Source organism: Variovorax sp. PAMC26660, assembly GCF_014302995.1.
GTDB lineage: Bacteria > Pseudomonadota > Gammaproteobacteria > Burkholderiales > Burkholderiaceae_C > Variovorax.
The window spans coordinates 2,356,417-2,373,244 of sequence record NZ_CP060295.1 but is presented as its reverse complement, the minus strand read 5'-3'; the positions used below and the strand labels follow the sequence as shown (position 1 = coordinate 2,373,244).

Annotated in this window: 15 protein-coding genes; all 15 read left to right on the top strand. The window is 64.1% G+C overall.

Going from position 1 to position 16,828, the window contains the following annotated elements; all coding sequences use genetic code 11:
• Positions 1–31: 31 nt before the first annotated feature.
• The gene (locus H7F35_RS11500; protein ID WP_187112985.1) at positions 32–961 is read left to right on the top strand and encodes a hypothetical protein; all 930 of its coding nucleotides are present in this window, start codon (positions 32–34) and stop codon (positions 959–961) included.
• A 37-nt stretch (positions 962–998) separates the two neighbouring features.
• Positions 999–1,349, top strand: a complete 351-nt coding sequence (locus H7F35_RS11495) for a hypothetical protein (protein WP_187112984.1) — start codon at positions 999–1,001, stop codon at positions 1,347–1,349.
• Between the two features lie 17 nt (positions 1,350–1,366).
• Entirely contained in the window at positions 1,367–1,717 is a 351-nt protein-coding gene (locus H7F35_RS11490; protein WP_187112983.1) for a DUF1799 domain-containing protein, read from the top strand.
• An 89-nt stretch (positions 1,718–1,806) separates the two neighbouring features.
• Entirely contained in the window at positions 1,807–4,542 is a 2,736-nt protein-coding gene (locus tag H7F35_RS11485; protein ID WP_187112982.1) for a phage tail length tape measure family protein, read from the top strand.
• Positions 4,539–5,162 carry a hypothetical protein gene (locus tag H7F35_RS11480; protein WP_187112981.1) on the top strand — a complete coding sequence of 208 codons (624 nt, stop codon included), beginning with the start codon at positions 4,539–4,541 and terminating at the stop codon, positions 5,160–5,162. Before H7F35_RS11485 ends, H7F35_RS11480 begins: the two co-directional genes overlap by 4 nt.
• Positions 5,159–5,782 (top strand): hypothetical protein, encoded by a 624-nt coding sequence (locus H7F35_RS11475; protein WP_187112980.1) that lies wholly within the window; start codon positions 5,159–5,161, stop codon positions 5,780–5,782. The genes H7F35_RS11480 and H7F35_RS11475 overlap by 4 nt, the downstream gene beginning before the upstream one ends.
• A complete protein-coding gene (locus H7F35_RS11470; protein ID WP_187112979.1) occupies positions 5,779–6,195 on the top strand; it encodes a DUF6950 family protein in 417 nt (138 codons plus the stop codon). Before H7F35_RS11475 ends, H7F35_RS11470 begins: the two co-directional genes overlap by 4 nt.
• A 131-nt stretch (positions 6,196–6,326) precedes the next feature.
• Positions 6,327–11,105, top strand: a complete 4,779-nt coding sequence (locus tag H7F35_RS11465) for a hypothetical protein (protein WP_187112978.1) — start codon at positions 6,327–6,329, stop codon at positions 11,103–11,105.
• Positions 11,102–11,704, top strand: coding sequence for a hypothetical protein (locus H7F35_RS11460; protein WP_187112977.1), 603 nt, complete (start codon positions 11,102–11,104; stop codon positions 11,702–11,704). Before H7F35_RS11465 ends, H7F35_RS11460 begins: the two co-directional genes overlap by 4 nt.
• Before the next feature lie 39 nt (positions 11,705–11,743).
• A complete protein-coding gene (locus tag H7F35_RS11455; RefSeq protein ID WP_222622018.1) occupies positions 11,744–12,190 on the top strand; it encodes a hypothetical protein in 447 nt (148 codons plus the stop codon).
• A gap of 2 nt (positions 12,191–12,192) precedes the next feature.
• Positions 12,193–13,326 (top strand): hypothetical protein, encoded by a 1,134-nt coding sequence (locus tag H7F35_RS11450; RefSeq protein WP_187112975.1) that lies wholly within the window; start codon positions 12,193–12,195, stop codon positions 13,324–13,326.
• A complete protein-coding gene (locus H7F35_RS11445; RefSeq protein ID WP_187112974.1) occupies positions 13,326–13,814 on the top strand; it encodes a DUF4376 domain-containing protein in 489 nt (162 codons plus the stop codon). The genes H7F35_RS11450 and H7F35_RS11445 overlap by 1 nt, the downstream gene beginning before the upstream one ends.
• A gap of 606 nt (positions 13,815–14,420) precedes the next feature.
• Entirely contained in the window at positions 14,421–14,810 is a 390-nt protein-coding gene (locus tag H7F35_RS11440; protein ID WP_187112973.1) for a DUF3649 domain-containing protein, read from the top strand.
• Positions 14,807–16,453: a PepSY-associated TM helix domain-containing protein gene (locus tag H7F35_RS11435; RefSeq protein ID WP_187112972.1), complete on the top strand. Its 1,647-nt coding sequence runs from the start codon at positions 14,807–14,809 to the stop codon at positions 16,451–16,453. The genes H7F35_RS11440 and H7F35_RS11435 overlap by 4 nt, the downstream gene beginning before the upstream one ends.
• 7 nt (positions 16,454–16,460) lie before the next feature.
• A complete protein-coding gene (locus H7F35_RS11430) occupies positions 16,461–16,826 on the top strand; it encodes a DUF3325 domain-containing protein (protein WP_187112971.1) in 366 nt (121 codons plus the stop codon).
• Positions 16,827–16,828: the final 2 nt, after the last annotated feature.

Sequence of the window (16,828 nt, the reverse complement as noted above, 5' to 3'; positions counted from 1 at the left end):
AACCCAACCACCACCAACGGAGAACGCCGACATGGCAAAACTCATGCGCAAGATGGCCATCCTGGCCAAGGCTGAAACGGTACGCGGTACCGACGCGTTGCCCACCGGCGCGGCCCACGCGATCCTGGTCAGCGAAGTCACGCTGACCCCCATCGAAGGCGACGTCGTCCAGCGCGACAACGTGCGGCCCTACTTCGGCTCGCGCGGCTCCGTGCTGGTCACGCAGTACAGCAAGATCGCCTTCTCGGTCGAGATCGCCGGCGTTGCAGCAGCGGGGGACGTGCCCGGCTACAGCGCGCTGATGCGCGGCTGCGCCATCGCCGTCACCACGGCCGCCGGCGTCAGCACCACCTTCGCGCCGGCCACCGATGCGCTGGAGTCGCTCACCATCTACGGCAACGTCGACGGCACCGTCTACAAGATGACCGACGCGCACGGCAACGTGAAGGCCACCATCAATGCCAAGGGCATTCCGAAGTGGCAGTTCGAGTTCACCGGCCTGTTCGTGCCCGCCGAAGACGCACCGCTGCCCGTGGCCGACTACACCAAGTTCATGGACCCGCTGGGCGTGAACAAGGCCAACACCACGCTCACGCTCGACGGCCTCGGCGTGGCCGCAAACGCCTTCGCCTTCGATGCCGGCAACACCGTCGTCAAGCGCGACCTGATGACCGTGGACGCCGTCGACATCACCGCGCGCGTGTCGACCGGCTCGGTGACCTTCGAGAACACCTCGATCGCCACCAAGGACTGGATCGGCATGGCACGCGCCAGCCAGCGCGTGAACCTGGCGCTCAAGCACGGCCAGGGTGCGAGCAACGTCGTCGAGTTCCTGTCGCCGCGCGCGCAGATCGGCAAGCCGACCTTCAGCGACGTCGACGGCGTGCAGATGATCACCGTGCCGCTCGAGTTCGTGCCCACCGGCGCGGGCAACGACGAGTGGTCGATCGTCGTTCGCTGAGCCGCATTCCCACACACATCCACAGGAACAGACAGAGATGCCCCAGAAACTCAAGATCGCCGTCAAGCCGACCTTCGTCGCGCCGGTGCTGATGCGTGTGCCCGGCGACGGCCAGGTCGAGGAGGTGCGCTTCAGCGCCGTCTTCAAGCGCCTGACCAAGAGCGAGAACGACACGCTGCAATCGCGCCTCGAAGCCCGCACCCTGACCGACAAGGACCTGCTCGACATGGTGCTGGCCGACTGGAAGGAGCTGGACGGCGACGACGGTGCGCCCTACATCTGCACGGCCGAGAACCGCGCCGCAGCGGTGGAGGAATGGACCGGCTTCGAAGCCGCCATTGCCTACAGCTACTTCGAGCATGCCTACCCGGCCGCGGTAAAAAACTGAGAGGCGCCGCGCGCCTTGTGCTCGGAGCAGAGCATCGCGTCCACGACGAGCTGGACGACGATCTCCGCAGCCAGTGCGCGTCGCTCGGTCTCGACCCGAAGAAGCTCGTCTCTTCGACAGCCAACGGCGGCGGCCCGCCACCTTTCGAGCTATGGCCGGAACACCAGGAAGCATTCGAGGTGTTCCATGCCTGCCGAACGCAGTGGCGGGTCGTCGCGGGGGCGGCGGGCGCGTGGTTCCAGGGGCTCGACTTCGGCGCGGTCGACGTGGCGATGCGGCGCCTGGGCATTCCGCGTGCGCGGCAGCGTGAAGTTTTCCTGCAGCTGCAGGTGATGGAAGACGAAGGCATCGCGGTGCTGAACGTCTAGCGACAGCGCGGGCCCACGGCCATCGAAGAAGCATGGGGCCGGCAGATGTCGGCCTTATTTTTTCTTTCTCTCAAACGGACCATACAGACATGGCTGCAACACAACAAATGGCAATCCGGATGACGGTGGACGCTTCATCGATGAATGCGGACCTCTCCCGGGTCGTCAACGAATTCTCGAAATTCATCGACCGGATCTCCAGCGGAGCGAGCCAGGCGGAGGAGGCCAAAGCCAAGGCTGTAGCTTCTGCGAAGGAGGTCGCCTCGTCTTTTCAAAGCCTGTTCTCCAGTATCCAGGGCGGGCAGTCGCCCCTGACTTCGCTGGTGGGAGAGGGCACGAAGCTCATTTCCTCCTTTGGTGGCGTCGGTTCGGCTGCCGGTGCGGTGGGGGGCTACATCAAGGGCTTGCTGTCGCCGCTCAGTTTGGCGACACAAGCCGTCACCACGCTCACGGACGCCTATGTGCAAGGCAGTAAGGAGGCGACGGGCTACGCCAACGCGAGAATCCTGTCCGGCAACTACGCGGGTCAAACGAACGACCAGCTCCAGGCCCAAGCCGTGGAGATCGCGGGAACGAAGGGCACACAGGCGCGAGCAGCGGAAGCTCTGACGGCAGCGGTGGGGACCGGCAAGGTTGGCGGTGAAGTTCTGCGCGAAGTGGCGGGCGCAACTGCGGAAATGAACCGCGTGCTCGGAACCTCGATCAGCGAGGCCACGGAGAATTTCGTCAAGCTTGCCGATGAACCGTCCAAGGCGTCGGCCAAGCTCAACGAAACGTACCACTACCTGAGCGCAAGCACGTACGAGCGAATCAAGGCATTGGAAGACCAAGGTCGCCACGAAGACGCTGCGGCTCTGGCGCAGAAGTCTTTCGCCGATGCCATGAATCAGCGGACACAGCAGGTGGTTGGCAATCTCGGCACCATGGATCGTGCTTGGATGGGCATCATCGGCACCATCAATCGTGCGGGGGATGCCATTCGCAACATCGGGCGAGCCGAACCGATGCAAAAGAAGATCGATGAGGTCTCGGAGCAGATCGAACGCTATCGCAAGCGCAATGGAAACGACAGCGGCAAGTTCGCCGAAACAGCGGGCGGGGCCGCTGTCGGATTCCCCAAGAAAAACAACCTGGAGACTCTGACACTGCAGCAGTCGTATCTGCAGAACGATCAACGGCTTCTGAGTAAGGATGCAACTCTTCAAGGGGAGCGCGCTCGCGTCGATCAGAAAGGCATCAAGGCGGGCGAGACGTTGACGGAGCTCCGCGGTCGATTCAACAAGAAAGACGAAGTAGCTGCGGCCGTCGAGCTATATAGAAAGAGCATTGCCGATGCCAAGGCCGCCAGTCTTGCAGTGCCGACCGCGGTTGAGCAGGCAAGAGAAGTCGCGGCCCTGAAGAAATCCTTCACTCCCAAGGGAGACTCCTCCGGCATCAATCGTGCCGAAGACGAAGGTCTCCGTGCCGGCGTGGAGGCCGTACGCGAGGCGTACAGCACCAAAGCAAAGGAGACGGCAGAAGGTCTCAAGAAGATCGACAGCCTGCGCAAGCAGGATCTGCTTACCGATTACGACGTCGTTCGCCGCAAGCGCGATCTGCGCTTGCAAGACCTGAAGGACCAGGAAGACGCCATCCAGGAAGAACTGCGTTTGTTGGGCTCCAAGAAGGGATCGGCCGCCGATAGGCAGAAGCTGGAAGTCCGTTCGAAAACTGTCGAGCAGCAACGCAAATTCGTCAACGACGAAGCCGATCGCTCGTATGCGGAGCTGGATGCGACGCCCCGAAACGCAGTGCTCAAGACTTCGCAGCAAGCTACCGACAAGATCCGCGAACAGACACGCGCCTTGGAGGAACAGAACGCCGTGTACGGCCTGTCCAAGGAAGAGATCCAGAAGCTGAGCATCGCGCAGATGGAGCGGCAGGTCAGAGAGCTCGACGCCACTGAAAACGTCGACCCTGCGTACATCCAGTCCTTGCGTGATCGCTTGCGCGCAGAGCAGGACTTGCTGCAAGCCACTCAAAAATCCGACAGCCTGAAAACCACCGACGAGAAGCAGAAGAAGGAAAAGGCAAAGGACGAGGAAAAGTCGAAAAAGATGGCCGACGACATCGGCGGCGTGTTTCGCGATGGTTTCGTCAACCTGCTTGAAGGCGGCGGCCGGGATGCCATCGACAAGATCGGTGAAGGGCTCAAGAAGAAGCTCGTCAAGTCGCTGGCCGATGCGTTCTACGACGCGACGTTGAAGGACGCAGTGGATGGGTTCGCCGGTTGGCTGACTGGTGCGCTCAAGGGATCGATCTCGGGCGGTGGCGCATCCGACTCGAAAGGTTCTTCATCGGGACTCGGTGGACTTTTCGGCGCGGTTTCGGGCCTCCTCGGCGGGGCATGGACTTCTGCGACGGCAGGTGTTTCCAATCTTCTGGGCGGCGACACGCTGGGCACCTTCATCGGCCTGAAGGGCTGGACTCCGAGCGCCAACGCCAACGGCAACGTCTTCTCATCTTCCGGCCTGCACGCCTACGCCAACAGCGTGGTCGGCAGCCCCACGTTCTTCCCGTTCGCCAACGGCATCGGCCTCATGGGCGAAGCCGGACCCGAAGCCATCATGCCGCTGCGCCGTGGCTCCGACGGCCGCCTGGGCGTCAGTGCCCAAGGCTCGGACGGCGGTGGCGGCAGTGGCCTGCACTACGCGCCGACCAACGTCTTCAACATCGATTCAAGGTCCGATCGCGGCGCTGTGCTCGCCGATCTGGACCGCGCGCTTCAAGCCAACAACAAGGGCCAAATGGAACAACTCAAGCGTCTGCGGGTGGTGCCCCAATGAGCATCGTCACCCTGCCCCCCAACCTGCCGGTCAAGCGCCAGGATTTCGGTATCCAGACCTTCGACCTGAGCTTCAGCAGCGGCGACACCGGTTCGTCGCAGGTGGCTGTGCTGGCACCGCCGCGCCGCACGTGTGCGCTCGTGAGCGAAGAGCGCATTCCGCTGATGAGCGAGGCCGCCATGTGGCGCAGCTTGGTGCATGCGCTGCGCGGACAGGTCAATGTGCTGGCGGTCAGCGACATGCTGCAGCCGGCGCCTCGCGGCACGGCACGCGGTGTGTGGACCGCACTCGCGGCTGCGGCCGGTGCCTCTTCGCTGTCGATTCAGCTCGGCGTGGCCCAGGCGGGCAAGACGCTGTTGCAAGGCGACTGGATCGGTGTCAACCAAGGATCGATTCAACGGCAGTTGCTGCACGTGCAGGCCGATGCGGTGGCCAATGCCGCAGGGCTGATCGTGGTGCAGATCGAGCCGGTGCTGCGCGTGGCGGTTGCCGCGGGCAGCGCGGTGATCTGGGACCGTCCGACCTGCCTCATGCGCAAGACGGATGCAAAGAACAACTGGTCTTCGGAGTCGCGCACGCAAGGCGGTTTCAGCCTCGATTTGATGGAGTCCTGGGAATGACGGTACCTGTCAACAGCGGTTTTCAGGCCAGTGCGAATGCACCTGCCTACGGCGAGCTGGCATTGGTGGAATTGCAGTTGCGTTCCGGCACCGCACGCTTCACCAACTGGCCACTCAGTGTCCAGGTGATGGGCGAGACCTGGCAAGGCGTGGGCAACCTCGGCTCCATCGGCGAGTTGCACGAGAGCGAAGACGGCGCGGCCGAGAAGCTCACGCTGACGCTCTCGCCGGTGGACATCGGCACGCGTGCTTTGGCGCTTGGTGATCCCTCCGACTACCAGGACCGTCGTGTGCGCGTGTGGATCGCGATGCTCGATGCCAACACGCTGCAGATCAACGGATCACCGGTGCTGCGCTTCGTGGGCGTGATGGACCAGATGAAGATCGATCGTGATGGCAACAACGCCTCGATCAGCATGGACTGTCGCACCGCGAGCTACGACGTGCGCAGCAACCCCGCAGCCCTTCGCATGAACAACGCGCAGCACCAGGCGCGGCATCCGGGTGAGATGGGTTTCGTCTATCTCACCAGCCTAATCGGCAACCCGGCCGTCTGGGTCGGCAAGTGGCTGCAGGTCAATCTCCAGTATCGGCAGGTTCTCGGCGTGCACAACAAATGAACATTGATCTCGACACTTTCATCGACGCGCGACGCCACACAGGCTTCGCTTACTTCGAACACGACTGCGCAACCATCGCGGCGGATTGGGTGCGTGAACGGCGCGGGACCGATCCGTTGGAGCCACTGCGTGCGCAGGGTGGCGCGCTGGCGCCGAAAAGGTTGCTGACGGCGTTGCGCCATGTGCGTGCCGCTGGCGGCTTCGAGGCGATCGCCACGGCTCTTCTGGGGCAGTCCCTGCCTGGGCGATTGGCGCAACGTGGCGATGTGGTGCTGGCACGCAGTGGCGGGCGCATCGGGCGCGTTTCGGGGTACAGCTTTGGCGTTTGCACGGGCTCGAACATCGTGGCGCCCGGCAAGGACCGCCTGCAATTCTTGCCTTTGACGACGGGGGTGGCAGCATGGCGCGTCTGATTCGTTTCGCAATCGTCTTTGGGGCGTTCTTTGGTGTCAGCACCGCGGCAATGGCGGAACCAGTCTCCGGTTTCCTCGCCTGGATTGGCACGGCGGTAGGAGCGACTACATCGGCCGCTGCGGTAGGCGGCATGATCGTTAGCGCTGCGCTCTCTCTGGTCAGCAACGCCTACTCGTCCTCACAAGCCAAGAAAAAAGCACGCCAAGCAGCAGCCCGCAAGTTCGCCGAAGACGTGGCCAACCTGCGCGACCGCACGGCCACGCTGGTCAGCTCCGAATCGCCTTGGGCCACGGTCTACGGTGCACCCGCACGCGTCGGCGGTGCCATCGTCGCGGTGCTCGACAGCGGCCCGATGGCCCAGTTCAAGCACATCGTGATGGTCTTCGCTTCACACGAGTGCGAGGCCATCGACGAGATCTTCATCGACGGCACCTCGGTGGGCCGGCCCAACGGATTCGGCTGGACCGACGGCCCCGAATTCCAGATGCCACCGCTGTTCACTGGCTGGCCTTCGGAAGGCCCGGCGGTGAACGTGCAGTTCCACACCTCGCCAAGTGGCGTGGACACGGCCGATGCTTTCATTCGCTGGAATGTCGACCAGTCGTTCCCGGGCTTCAATCTCTGGACCGAGCAACACAAGCTGAGCGGCTGCACCTACGCAGTGGTCACGCTCAACCTGCTGTTCGAGCGCTTCCAGGGCGGCATTCCCGAGATCACGGCCAGGCTGCGCGGCAAGAAGGTGTACGACCCACGCACCGGCCAGACCGCCTACTCGCGCAATCCCGCGCTGTGCCTGGCCGACTTCCTGCGCTCGGAAACCGGCTACCTCGCTGCGCAGGACCAGATCGATGAGAACGCGCTGATCGCTGCAGCCAACGCTTGCGACCAGGAGGTCTACGGCGCGGTCGATGCCGTCAACTACGGCAACTCTCGGGCGCTGTATGTCTGCGACGGCATGTTCCGTTCGGACCAGGATCGCGAGTCGACGCGGCAGCAGCTCGAAGATTCGATGGCGGGCTTCAGTCTCGAATCGGGCGGTGTCTGGCGCATCCAGGCCGGTGCCTGGTCCACGCCGGTGCTCAACCTCACCGACGACGACATGCTGGCGCCCACGGCCGTGGCGCAAACCGCCAACCCCGGCGCGAGCCGCTTCAATGGCATGCGCGGCACCTACGTCAACGCGGCGCGCAACGGCGTCAGCGAAGACTTCACGCCCTACCAGAACCCGACCTTCCGCGCGCTCGATGCGAAGGACAAGTTCACCGACATGGCACTGTCGTTCACGACCTCGCACGTGCGCTGCCACCAGATCGCCCGCGTGGTGGTCGAGCAGAGCCGCGGCGGCTTCGTGCTGCGCATCCATCCCAAGATGCTGGCGTGGCACCTGCAGCCCGGCGACCGCATCGTGCTCACGAGCGCCTTGTACGGCTTCGCCAACAAGACCTTCCGCGTACAGGACTGGACCTATGCCCGCAACGCGCCACTGTCGCTGCTGGTGATCGAGGATGTGCCGGCCTACTACGACCTGGCCGATGAGGTGCAGGCCGATGCGGCGCCGAACACGAATCTGCCGAGCCCGTTCATTGCGCCACAGCAACCCAATGATCTCTCGGTGAACTCCGGCCCCGAGCACATGGTGCAGCAGGACGGCTCGATGGTTATTCGTGCGAAGGTGAGTTGGGCGAAGTCGACCGAGGCATCGGTGCTGCGTGGTGGTGCCGTCCGTCTGCAATGGCGCCTAGTGCAGACCAATGAGCCCTGGCAGACCATCGATCTGCCGGGCGAAAGCGTCGACACCTACCTCTTGGGCCTTTCGGTCGGTGGTATCTACCAGGTTCGCGCGCGCTTCATGACGGCCTACGCCGTCAGCAGCTGGACGATGGTCGAACACGTGGTCGTGGGCAAGGCCCAGCCGCCCGGCAGCGTCACGGGCCTGCAGCTCACGGTCGAACTCACCGGGGTGTTTGCGCGCTGGCAGGAGCCGACTGGCCTGGATCTGCTCGACTTGAACGTGACGGAATTGCGCATTGGCGCCGAATGGGAAACCGCCGCAGACGTGTTCTCGGGGCGAACTACCGTGGCCAACATCGGTTGGCTGCAAGCTGGCATCGTGAAGGTGTGGGCCTCGCACAACGACACCACGGGTCGATGGTCGGCGCCGATCTCAACCGCCATCCAGATCCTGCCACCCGCACAGCCCGTGGTGACAGGCGAAGCCCGGCGAGATCAGGTCGAGCTGCAGTGGCCTGAGTGCCGCACGACGCAGCCGCTGCATGGTTATGAAGTGCGCGTCGGGAACATCTTCTCGGAGGCGGTTGTTCTGACCGTGGTCAATGCGCTGGGCTACGCTCACACGCAGGCCACGCCAGGCAACTATCTCTACTGGATCAGTGCCATCGATACCGCAGGCAACCGAGGGGCGCCTGGCTACAAGGTACTGACCACGCTGCCGGGCATTGACGAAGCCATTGACGAGCTGACAGAAGGCCTGGACGAGGCCATTGCCAATCTGATGGACATCGGGAGCCGCCAGACCGACGCGTTGTTGATCGAGGCGATGCAGCGTGGCACGTCCATCTCGCGTGTCGAAAGGCTGATCACGGAAGGAGATGAGCAACTCGCCCAGGAGATCGAGCTGGTCGTTGCCCGCGCGGTCGGCTACACCCGTGCCAACCTCCTTTTCAACGGCGGCTTCGAGTTCGATCTAAAGGACTGGACCGGCAACGTCGCCGGCTGGGTCACGGCGGATTCCGAGTTCGGCCGTGTGGCCGTGCTGGCAGCACCTCCAAACTTAGCCGGTCGCATCACGAGCAAGGCCTTCAAGGCTGGCGTGAACGCCTGGTATGCCGTCACGGGCGACTCGCGTTTCACCTCCGCGTCGGGCGCTTGCCGCTTCGGCATCGAGTATCGCGATGCCGTCGATACCGTTCTGCGTGTGGACCTTGGCCCGCAGTTTGCGCAACACGAGTTTTCCAATGACGCGGCGCGCCGGATACAAAACGCCCTTGAATCGCAGGCGCCCGCCGGCACCGCGACTGCACGGGCGTTCTTCGAATGGGCGGGTTTTGTCGCGCCCGGCGTGATTTCCGTGCGCTATGTGAAGGCCGAGGCGGGACGCCTGCCTGCCACCGGCTACACCGCAGAGTCCTCGGACGTCGGCACCGTGGCGGCCGTGCAGACCGAGACCACGGCACGGATCACCGCCGTCGAAGCGGAAGCGACCGCACGGCAGACCCTTGCTGTGCGGGTGAACGGCGTCGAGGGGGCCATCGCTACTGAAGCGAACGTCCGAGCGGAAGAGACCGGCGCGCTGAAGCTGCGCTATGGCGTGCGCCTCACGGCGAACGGCAAGGCCAGCGGCTTCATCATGAACAACGACGGCCAACAGAGCGACTTTGTCGTGCTGGCCGATAAGTTCGCCTGGGCGACGGAGGGCGCTGACGGCAAGGTCAAGTACCCGGTGGTCTTCGGCAGCATCGACGGCGTCGCCTCGTTCGGCTTTGCGGGGAACATGTTCCTGGACGGCACACTGAAGGCCCGCATGATCGACGCCGAGCAGATCTACGGCACGCACATCAGGGGCGACGAGATCACGGGCGAGAAGATCAGGGCCGGGACCATTTCCGCGCGCGAGATCAACGTTGGACTGGGAAGCAACCTGCTGGTCAACTCGACCTTCGTGGATCGCGTTGTCGCGTCGGGCACGGTCAAGATTCCCACCGGTTGGGTCGGCGACATCAACCTCAATGGCGACTCTTACGAGTTCCTGGCGATGCCCGAGTACTTCCCCGAGTACACCCCGACCGGCCTGCAGGGCTTGGACATGCATCATCCGGGCGGTGCCTGGGAGCCGGGCTTCATGCTCATCCAGGCCGAGTTCCCGGCTGAAGCTGCCAAGCGCTACGAATGCTCCGTCTACTCGGGGGCAGTGCGCTCTCGCATCGTTGCCGAGATCCTGTGGTTCGATGGCATTGGCGTTGCACTGGGCTCCTCATCGGACCTTGCCATCGAAAACAACAATGACCGAGCGGGCGGGCGCACGCTGTCTCAGTTCAAGCGCATCGGCTGCTTCGGCACTGCGCCCCCCGATGCCGCTAAGGGCTTGATGCGCCTGATCAAGTACGCCACGGATGCGGACAGCCATGCCTTCCTGGTCGCGCCAATGGCGGCCGAGGCGAGCGTCTATCAGACGGTGTTCTCCAACTACGCGCCCAGCGGCATCGGCACTCAGATTACGCCCTACGGCATCAGGACGCCGAGCATTTCCGCGCTCAGTGCGGACCTCGGCGACATCACGGCCGGCCGCATCACGATCAACGGAGGAAGCGGGGGCAATTGGGGATACATGCGCAGCGCTGGTAAGTGGCGCGATGCCAATTGGGGCTGGGCACTTGCGCAGCATCCCAGCGGCGCGATGTTCGTGGACTTCTCCCTGAACGGCTGCGGTCTGGTTATGGACTACGTGCCCGGTGGCCAGGCCGCGTTTGATCTGTGGGGGCCGGGCTTTCGGCTCAACAACAACAAGTTGACCATCAGCCAGATCGACGTGATCGACACGCTCCAGGTGCAAGGTGGTGCCGTCTCCACCTCACTCGTCGCATCGGGCAACGGGTCGGCGACGTTGGGTGTGAGCGTCCCGACCGGCCAGGTGCATCGGATCGTTGCCACGGCATTTCACACGGGCGGCTATCGCATAGGCGTGTCCAACATGGTTTGCTACCTCACAGATGCTGTGCCGGAGGCATCTCTTGCGGTCGAAAACAGCATGGCCTCGATGCCTGCGTCGACCACGCCAGCGCTCACGATGATTTCGACTTTCGACAGAGGTCCGGGCAACCACACGATCTCGGCATCCAACGACAAGAACGCGCGGGTTGTCTTGTCGCTCTCCATACAGAAACGACCATGAGCGACGCATTCAACGAAGAGGCGCCACGGTCGCCATTTCCGTTCACAGTGATCGATGTGCATGGGCAGGTCCTGCAAAGCGGCCTGACCATGCATGTCGAGGGCCTGGTGCCCGAAGGCTGCACGTGCCTGCGCGAGCGAGCGCCGCTGAATGCTTATCGCATTGGCAATGCATGGGTGCCAATGCCGGTGCAGCCCAGCCCCTTCCATATCTTTGACTGGTCAACCAAGCAATGGGTCGACCACCGAACGCTTGACGTGCTGCGAGCCGACCAGATCGCGGCCATCGACCAGTCGTTCCGACGCGGGGCCGCAGCGCTGACAGCCGGCTACCCCGAGGAAGAGCGTCTGACTTGGAGCGTCCAGCAATCGGAAGCGCTGGCATGGGGCACCGACCAGGCCTCGGCTACGCCATTCCTCGACGGATTGGCTCGATCACGCGGCATCGACCCAGCCCTGATGCGCGAGAAGACTCTGGAAGCGGTCAATGTCTTCATGGCGGCTTCGCAGCAACTCATAGGCATGCGCCAGCGGCTACGGGACGCGGTGTGGGCGGCCGAGACGCCTGAGCAGATCGCCGCAGTGGTGTGGCCCAACTAATCAACAACCAAGCATCGACGAAAAGGAACTGAGATGGCAATGAGCAATGATTTCGCGGCCGCCCTGGCCAAGCTGATTTTTCAAGGGACAGCCATCGCCGGCATCGCGAGCAACGCGACGGCCGCGCCTAAAGATCGCCTGTACATGGCGCTGCACACCGGAAACCCCGGCGCAGCAGGCAAGCAGTCCGTGTCCGAGCTGGCATACCCCGAGTACGCGCGCGTCGAGGTGATGCGCACAGCGGGTGGCTGGAGCATCGTGGGCAACGTGGTGCGGCCCGTGGCTCCTGTTGAGTTTCCCGGCATGGTCACGAATGTGGGTGGCGGCAACGTGACGCACTTCACCGTGGGCGAACTGGCGGCCGGCGCCGGCATGGTCTACATGCGCGGCACGGTGACGCCGAATCTCAATGTGGGCTGGGGCGACACGCCGCGCCTTCTGAACTCCACCACGCTGACGCTCGTGACCGACGACGACGGGGTTTGAGCATGGCAAACATCTTCGAGAACCGGATTCTGGAGACGTCCGTCTCCACGGGGGTGGGCTCGATGGCGCTCGACGGCGCGGTGGCGAGCTATCGCCGTTTCGCCGCAGCGCTTGCCATCGGCTCGACCTGCCACTACCTGATCCAGTCGGTGGACCCGTTGGGGCGCCCCAGTGGGCAGTACGAATATGGGCGCGCCACCTACAGCGCCATCAATACGCTGACGCGCACAACGGTGATTGGCTCCAGCAACGCCGACGCGCTGGTCGATTTCGCGGCCGGCTTCAAACAGGTTTCGCTGACGGTGCTCGCACCCAACAACGATCAGTTGCAGCAGGACTGGCGCAACGCCCTGGCGATCGGAACGATCAACTATCGCAACCTGCTGATCAACGGTCGATTCGTGGTCAACCAGGAGGCGAAGACGGGCGTCGTCGTGCTTGCGGCCGGGAAGTATGGACACGACGGATGGAAGGCCGGTGCCGGCGGCTGTACCTATACCTTCGCCAAGGTCGGCAACCTCACCACGATCACGATCACCGCAGGCACGTTGCAGCAGGTGGTCCACGGCCGCAAGATCGACGGCGGCAACTACATCATGAGCTGGACAGGGACTGCAAAGGGGCGTATCAGCACTGGCGCATATGCCTCCAACATGGTGGCGGCGGCCAGCGTCGCTGCTGCGGCCAACCTAACGGTCGAGTTCAGCACCGGCACGCTGACCAACGTGCAGTTCGAGCCCGGCACGATCCCAACGATCTACGAGAACAAGCTGCCCCTCGAAGACTGGTGGGAGTGCCGGGAGTATTTCCGCACTAGCTACCAAGGCGCGGCGCCGGGCACTGTGACGCAGATCGGGCGAGAAATCACCCCAGCGGCATATACGCCGGGCGGCAACTACGCGGTGTTCTCCATCGACTTCACTCCGGCGATGTGGACGACGCCGGCGTTCACGGTCTACAACCCCGCCACCGGCGCCGTAGGATCAATCTATGACGAATCGGTGGGCGGGAGTTTCGCGGCTATCGGCTTTGGAACCCCGTACATCGCTCCGAACTTTGTTTCGATTCAAGTCGCCACGTCCCCGCCAGTGGCCAGTTGCATGACGCTCCACTACACCGCAGACGCGAGGCTCTGATGTACATCAAGCATGACACCCATATCGACCTCGACGGAACTTGGATTCCCATCGTCGAAGACTGCCCTGCATACCAGCGCTTTCTCGACTGGTGCGCCATTCCGGGCAACGTTCCGCAGAAGCCTCCTGGGCCGACACTTGAGCAGCGCCGGGCGGCGCTGAAGGATGCCGCGACAGCGAAGCGCTGGCAGTGCGAAACGGGCGGCATCACGCTGACCGGCATCCGCGTTCTCACCGGCAAGTCCGATCAGGACCGAATCGCCTCGGTCATCGTGAATGCCCAGACCAGCGGCATCCAGAGCGTCGATTTCAAGGCCGACAGCGGGTGGGTCACCCTGTCCATCGAGCAGATCACCGAGGTGGCCAGCGCGGTCGCCCGGCATGTGCAGGCGTGCTTCACGGCCGAGCGCGGGCATCACGCCGCCATCGACACCTTGACCGCAGCCGACCTAGACACCTATGACGTCACGACGGGCTGGCCGGGGTAGGTATGTTTGCAGCTAACCCCCTTGGCACAGGCCCATTCGCAGCCCTGTTACCCCCGCATCGGCGCTACAACGATGCGTCTGGTGCCGCTCGTCTCGCGCTGTATGCGGCGGGCGCAGGAGCTGCGTACGCTAGCGGAACCGGCGCCGCCGCTGCTGTGGCGCGGGCTGAAGCTGTCGGGAGTCGGATCATCCTGGCCTCCGGTGCTTCCACCTGGCGCATCGCTGCACGTTCCTCCGCTACATCCCTCCTGGGGGCTGTGGGCGCGGCCGGCATGCGGACCTCTGCTGCAGCATGGGCTGCACAGGTCAACTTTCCATCGCAGTCACCAGAACAGGGGCGTGTGATGAAGATCGGACGGCGTGTCTATCGGTGGGAGCGGACCCTCGGGAAATGGAGACCAGCCGGACCGGCTTGAAGGGCGGCAAAAAAGACAGGGCAAGTGATTTGGGTGCGGAAACATCTGTTTTCACCCGCTTCACCCGTGAGTAAAGCACGGCATCAACCGAAGACGCGGCCACTCCAAGCAAGCGTGGCAAGCCATAGATGGTGAGCTTCCGCAAACCCTTGCGTCGCTTGCTGGTTGCTCGAAAATGATCAGAACAAAGATGAGTATCATTCTCATTTTGTTGATCTTTTTCCCTTTCCATGAATTCCCGAACGACCTCGTGCGCCGTCCGGCGCGCGTCGTGACTACCGGCGTTCGCTATCGCCTCAGCGTGGCTTCGCGCGCAATCGCCGCCATCGCTGGCGGCTACGGCGTTGCGGCACTCTCTTCCGCCGTGCTCGCGCTGTGCCTGCCCGCTGCCTTCGGCATGGCCCGCAGCGAAGCCGCGATGACCGGCACGCTGGCCTCCTTCATCGTGTTCGCGCTCGCAGTGATGTGGGTCTTTGCCGCGCGCACCGCATGGCGCGCGTGGTCTGGTCTGGCCATTGCCGCAGTGCCGCTGGGCCTGCTGTTGCTGCTGCTCATCCGAATCACCGGGAGCCGCGCATGAAGGAAGGCTTTCGCCAGTCGATGGCCTGGTTGCACACCTGGTCGGGCCTGCTGGTCGGCTGGGTGCTGTTCATGGTGTTCGCGGCCGGCACCGCTTCGTATTTCAAGGACGAGATCACGCTCTGGATGAAGCCCGAGCTGCATGCCATCACGCAGACCCCGGTGTCTCAGGCGAAGACGGCCGAAGCCGCGGTGGCTTTCCTGCAGCAGCGCGGCGCGGATGCCCCCCGCTGGTTCATCACGCTGCCGACCGAGCGCGAGCCGTCGACCAGCGTGCTGTGGCTCAAGCCCCCGCCGCCGCCTGGCTCGGCGCCGGTCGAGCGACGCCGTCGCTTCGATCGCGCGATGCTCGATCCGGCCACGGGCCAGGCGATGACCGCTGCGCGCGAGACGCGCGGTGGCGAGTTCTTCTACCGCCTGCACTTCGACCTGCACTACATGCCTGCGCTGTGGGCGCGCTGGATCGTGGGCTTCTGCGCGATGTTCATGCTGGTCGCGATCTTCAGCGGCATCGTCACGCACAAGCGCATCTTCAAGGACTTCTTCACCTTCCGCCCCAAGAAGGGCCAGCGCTCGTGGCTCGACGCGCACAACGTGACGGCGGTGCTGGCACTGCCCTATCACCTGATGATCACGTACACCGGCCTCGTCACGCTGATGTTCATGTACATGCCGTGGGGCCCGCAGGTGGCCTACAAGGACCGCGGCGGCGAACAGGCGTTCTTCTCCGAAGCCTTCCCGGGCGGCGGTCGCGACCAGTTCAAGGCCTCGGGCAACAAGGTGCCGCTCGCCTCCATCACACCGATGGTCGCGCAGGCCTCCGCGCATTGGAACGGCGCGGCCGTGGGCCGCATCACCGTGCACCTGCCGAACGACGCGAATTCCGTGGTGTCGATCACGCGCGCGGAAGGGCCGCAACTTTCGTACGAACAACCGTCGATGCAGTTCAACGGCGCCACCGGCGCGCTGATCGGCGCGTTCGGTGACGCGACCAGGCCGGCCGCCGAAACGCGCGGCGTGCTCTACGGGCTGCACATCGGGCGCTTCGCCGATCCGCTGCTGCGTGCGCTGTTCTTCCTCTCGGGTCTCGCGGGCTGCCTGATGGTGGCGACCGGACTTTTGCTGTGGGCCGTGAAGGAGCGCCAGAAGTTCGCCAAGACGCTCAAGCAGGGCGGGCGCATCGGCTTCGGGTTGCGACTGGTCGACGGGCTCAACCTCGGCGCCGTGGCCGGCCTGCCCGTGGCGATGGCTTCGTTCTTCTGGGCCAACCGCTTGTTGCCGCTCGATGTGGCCGATCGCGGCGAGGCCGAGATCCGCTGGTTCTTCATCGTCTGGGGCGCGACGGCCGTGCTGGGCCTGCTGCGGCCGACGCTGCGCATGTGGCAGGCACAGTTGGCGCTCGGCGCGCTGCTGTTCGCGCTGCTGCCTGTGCTCAATGCGTTCACCGGTCCGGCGCCGCTGACGGTGAGCCTGCGCGCGGGTCCGAGCGCGGTGGCGGGTTTCGACCTGGTCGTGATGGCGCTGGGCCTTGGCCTTGCGGGTGCGGTCTGGCTCGTGGAGCGCAAGCGCCGCAAGACCGCCGCAGCACAGGCGGCCAAAAAACAAGCGCCGCCGGGGCTCGCTACTTCGAGCCAGGGCTCGTGAGGTCGCGATGAACTCGCTGCTTTTCGGACTGGTTTTCGCCGCATCGCTTGCCGGCTTCTGCGCATTGAGCCTCGCTATGGACCGTCACAGCGAAGACGTCTTCGGACGCGGCAGCACGCCGGGGCCGTGGCGTCGCTGGCTGCAGTTGGGCGGCACCGTGCTGTTGTGCCTGTCGCTCGGCGCCAGCCTGCAGGCCTCCGGCCGCACGATCGGTTGGGTGCTGTGGCTTGGCTCGCTCACGGCGGCGGCCGCGGCCACGGTCGGCCTGCTGAGTTGGGCGCCGCGCCGCTTTCACTGGATCGGATTCGCGGCAGCGGCCATCGCGCTGTTCGGCCTGCTGCTCTATCTGTTGCTCGCGGCCTTGCTCACCTGACG

What these genes read in the sequence shown, in the direction of transcription:
- H7F35_RS11455 (WP_222622018.1), top strand. Translation starts at nt 11,744, where the DNA reads ATGAGCAATGATTTCGCGGCCGCCCTGGCCAAGCTGATTTTTCAAGGG.
- H7F35_RS11440 (WP_187112973.1), top strand. Translation starts at nt 14,421, where the DNA reads ATGAGTATCATTCTCATTTTGTTGATCTTTTTCCCTTTCCATGAATTC.
- H7F35_RS11430 (WP_187112971.1), top strand. Translation starts at nt 16,461, where the DNA reads ATGAACTCGCTGCTTTTCGGACTGGTTTTCGCCGCATCGCTTGCCGGC.
- H7F35_RS11450 (WP_187112975.1), top strand. Translation starts at nt 12,193, where the DNA reads ATGGCAAACATCTTCGAGAACCGGATTCTGGAGACGTCCGTCTCCACG.
- H7F35_RS11500 (WP_187112985.1), top strand. Translation starts at nt 32, where the DNA reads ATGGCAAAACTCATGCGCAAGATGGCCATCCTGGCCAAGGCTGAAACG.
- H7F35_RS11480 (WP_187112981.1), top strand. Translation starts at nt 4,539, where the DNA reads ATGAGCATCGTCACCCTGCCCCCCAACCTGCCGGTCAAGCGCCAGGAT.
- H7F35_RS11470 (WP_187112979.1), top strand. Translation starts at nt 5,779, where the DNA reads ATGAACATTGATCTCGACACTTTCATCGACGCGCGACGCCACACAGGC.
- H7F35_RS11460 (WP_187112977.1), top strand. Translation starts at nt 11,102, where the DNA reads ATGAGCGACGCATTCAACGAAGAGGCGCCACGGTCGCCATTTCCGTTC.
- H7F35_RS11475 (WP_187112980.1), top strand. Translation starts at nt 5,159, where the DNA reads ATGACGGTACCTGTCAACAGCGGTTTTCAGGCCAGTGCGAATGCACCT.
- H7F35_RS11465 (WP_187112978.1), top strand. Translation starts at nt 6,327, where the DNA reads ATGATCGTTAGCGCTGCGCTCTCTCTGGTCAGCAACGCCTACTCGTCC.
- H7F35_RS11495 (WP_187112984.1), top strand. Translation starts at nt 999, where the DNA reads ATGCCCCAGAAACTCAAGATCGCCGTCAAGCCGACCTTCGTCGCGCCG.
- H7F35_RS11435 (WP_187112972.1), top strand. Translation starts at nt 14,807, where the DNA reads ATGAAGGAAGGCTTTCGCCAGTCGATGGCCTGGTTGCACACCTGGTCG.
- H7F35_RS11485 (WP_187112982.1), top strand. Translation starts at nt 1,807, where the DNA reads ATGGCTGCAACACAACAAATGGCAATCCGGATGACGGTGGACGCTTCA.
- H7F35_RS11445 (WP_187112974.1), top strand. Translation starts at nt 13,326, where the DNA reads ATGTACATCAAGCATGACACCCATATCGACCTCGACGGAACTTGGATT.